Annotated in this window: 2 protein-coding genes; one reads left to right on the top strand and one right to left on the bottom strand. The window is 62.1% G+C overall.

Translation table 11 applies throughout. The features are described 5' to 3' along the window. Positions 1-1433 (bottom strand): retention module-containing protein (locus tag N878_RS15415; protein ID WP_031303254.1); only part of this gene is annotated, 1433 nt, incomplete at its 3' end. Between the two features lie 443 nt (positions 1434-1876). Here N878_RS15415 and N878_RS15420 point away from each other — a divergent pair. Then, positions 1877-3232, top strand: coding sequence for a TolC family outer membrane protein (locus N878_RS15420; protein WP_021444516.1), 1356 nt, complete (start codon positions 1877-1879; stop codon positions 3230-3232). Positions 3233-3426: the final 194 nt, after the last annotated feature.

Consider the following 3426-nt stretch of genomic DNA (forward strand, 5'->3'; position numbering starts at 1 on the left):
CCGTCGTCGCGAGCAATCAGGAGCCCCCCCAGATCAAGGGAGGCAGAGGCTGAATCACCATCCCCATCTGTCGCGGTAGCGACCAGCTGAATCAATCCACCCGCCAAGGTGACAGCTTCATTCGTGTCATTCGGATCGTCATGACGCAGAGCCCGCAGTTGATCCCAAGTCACGTTGCCGTCATCGGCAACCGAGATGCGGAAAGCGACCATACCGGCATCGCCACCCACCCAGCCTTCCACGACATTACCGTTCAGGTGAAGCTCAACTCCCTGCCCGGTCAACGTGTCGATCAACCCGCTGTCCAGCCTCAGGACATTCAAGCTGAAGGCCACCACCCCACCGTCCGCACCGAGATTGAACTCGAAGGCGGAGGCAAAACTGCCCTGATCGTTCACCGACAGGTCGCTCTCATCGACCACCAATGCATTCAACTCGCGATCAGCCAGGCTGACGCTGGGAGAGTCATCGCTGACCAACACGTCCAGCGACACGGTCGGCGAAACATCGCCATCGAGGTCGAACATCCGCACCAGGAAACTCTCACCTACCTGGTCGGCGCTACCGGTACCGTTGGGATTGTCATGATCCAGGGTGTTGCCGGTCAGGGTGTAGACCCAGTTGCCCGCCGCGTCGATGGTCAAAATGCCGTACTTGCCCTGTACCTCACCGCCATTGGTGACATCGATCCAGTTGCCGTTCACGTCCTGAATCTGCACGGAGGAGATTCCATCCGGCGAGTTGATGACCAGACGCCCCGAGGCTTGCTCGGCCGGGCTGGATGGATTGCTGCCGCCGGCCAGGGCGGCTTCGTCGACCAGCGCCGGGCCGGCGGTCACCTCGCCAACGAAGTTCTGGTATTCGACATCGATGTCGGGAATGAAATTGGGCGTCTCCGGAGTCGGCTCGAGATCCGCACGCACCTCAGGCTCAGGATCGGGAAATTCGGGACCGCCCGAGAATCCGGCCGTCGGGAAACCGATCACCGGATCGAGCGCGCCGCCGACTTCGCCGAGCAGCACGAAGGAGTGACCACCACCGACGCCGCCTGCACCGCCACCGCCGGCCCCCGGGCCGGCTGCGGTGGCTTCGCCTTCGAGGGTCGGGTCGACGCCGGCCTCGATCGCCGCCTGCAGTTGCTCGACGTCGGTCAGGTCACTGTCGCTGGGAACGGGCGGCGTATCTGCCGCGGGGGTCTGTGAGGGGGAACTGCCGGCAAGCATCTGCTCATTGAGTGACAAACTACTGTCGCGCCCCAGGGTCAGTTGCTGGCCGTTGCTCAGGGTTACCGCGATAGCACCGGTGGCGCCGGTCACCAGTTGCTCGCCCGCATAGACCCGGTCGCCCTCGCTTAGCAGCCGGCGCGAACCATCGCTCGCTACCGCAAACACTTCACCGACGACCTGACTGACGACACCGATTAGAGTGGCCATGATTCCATCCTCACTACAGCTGCCGACCACCGCCGGCACGTATTGCCAAAAGAGCCAGGCCACCTTTTCGAACGTGAGGAGAGAAAAAACAGCTGATTGAAATTGAACGGCGCAAAATCCCAGAAACGCTAGCGACAAAAAAATGTCACTACAACCTGCGTCGAACTACTCCACCAGATGAATCCCCGCCCTTGGGTGCTTGACTGCCTGTTTTAGTCGCGTACGCCATAGCAAGGCGCGAAGAACGCGGCTTCTGGAGCCAAACAATGTGCTGCTTTTCACGGAATTCATAAGAATTTTTCCTCATAAGCCTTGTGAAAAAATCTTCTTATCCTCTCCAAAAGTTGTTCTTAGCTGTGATGTTACAAGCCTGAAACGGTTTTACAGGCAAAAAAGCCATTTTTCTGGCGACAGGATAAGAACACCAGCAAGGAGAAATGCCCATGCGCACCTTCAACCCCCTGTGGAGTGCCATGCTATTGGCGGCCATCTGCAGCCAAGCGCAAGCCATGAACCTGACGGAAGCGATCCAGAGCACCCTGGATAGCCATCCGGAGATTCATGCCGCCGCCAACAATCGCCTTTCGTCGGATGAGGATGTGAAGATCGCCAAGGGCGGCTACTTGCCAACCGTCGACCTGCTGGTCGGCTACGGTCGCGAGCAGACCGACAGTCCCACCACCCGCGCGCTGGGCGACCACAACAAGGAAACCCTGACTTACAACGATGCCGAACTGCGTCTGCGGCAGATGCTGTTCGACGGCTTCAACACCCCCAACGAGGTGGCTCGCACCGAGTCGGTGGTCAACTCCCGCGCCTATCGCCTGCTCGGCACGTCCGAGAGCCTGGCCCTGCGCACGGTGGAGGTATACCTGGACGTGCTGATGCGCCGCGAGATGGTCGAGCTGGCCCGCAACAACCTGCAGGCCCACCAGCGCATCCACGACCAGATCGGCCTGCGCAGCCAGCAGGGCGTCGGTAGCACCGCCGACCTCGATCAGTCGGAGGCCCGCCTGGCACTGGCGCAGAACAACCTCTATACCGAACAGGTCAACCTGGCCGACGCCGAGGCCAACTTCTTCAGCGCCGTCGGCCGCCTACCCGATCAGCTCGAATCGCCCGCCACCATCCGCGGCAACATGCCGGCCGACCTGCTGGCCGCGCGGCAGACGGTGATGGACAACAACCCCTTCCTGAAGTCGGCGCAGGCCGACGTGCAGGCGGCCGAGAAGCAGTACGAAGTGGCCAAGGCGCCCTTCTACCCGCGTCTCGACCTGGAGCTGGCGACCAACGCCGGCGACAACATCCAGGGCGACGAGGGCCACAATAAGGGCTGGCGTGCCGCCGTGGTGATGAACTACAACCTGTTCAACGGCATGCGCGACAAGGCCCGCCTGCAGGGGGCCGCGCACCAGATCAACGAGTCCATGGACATTCGCAACAACGCCCTGCGGGTGCTCAACGAGAACCTCTCGCTGGCCTGGAACGCCATGGAAAACGCCCGCCTGCAAACGCCCAAGGCCCGCGACTACGCGGACTACACGGCGCGGGTGCGCGAGGCCTACCAGCAGCAGTTCAGCCTGGGCCAACGCACCCTGCTCGACCTGCTCGACAGCGAGAACGAACTGTTCACCGCCAACCGCCGCTACAGCGAGGTGCGCTTCGCAGAGGAGTTCTCGATGTACCGGGTGATTGCCGCAATGGGTGATCTGCTGCGTCAGCAACAGGTCGTAGTCCCGGCAGAAGCTGTAGCCCTCACCGAGGTGAAGAGCGAGGCGCGCTTGCCGGAAATGAAGTAGTCCCGGCTTGGGAGTAGTAGAACTTGACCACCATGGAACGGCCAGGGCCTGCCAGCGATCCGCGGCTCAGCCACGACGATCCGCTGCTCGACGGCCTGTTGATCCTCTGCCGGCTGCACGGCTGCTCAGTCAGCCGCGGCAGCCTGAGCGCCGGCCTGCCCCTGCCCGAGCAGCGCCTGACCGCCGACCTGCTG

Source organism: Pseudomonas sp. EGD-AK9 (genome assembly GCF_000465935.2).
Taxonomy (GTDB): Bacteria; Pseudomonadota; Gammaproteobacteria; order Pseudomonadales; family Pseudomonadaceae; genus Aquipseudomonas.

Bases quoted from the DNA above. Each gene is read 5' to 3' on its own strand.
- N878_RS15420 (WP_021444516.1), top strand. From the start codon at position 1,877: ATGCGCACCTTCAACCCCCTGTGGAGTGCCATGCTATTGGCGGCCATC.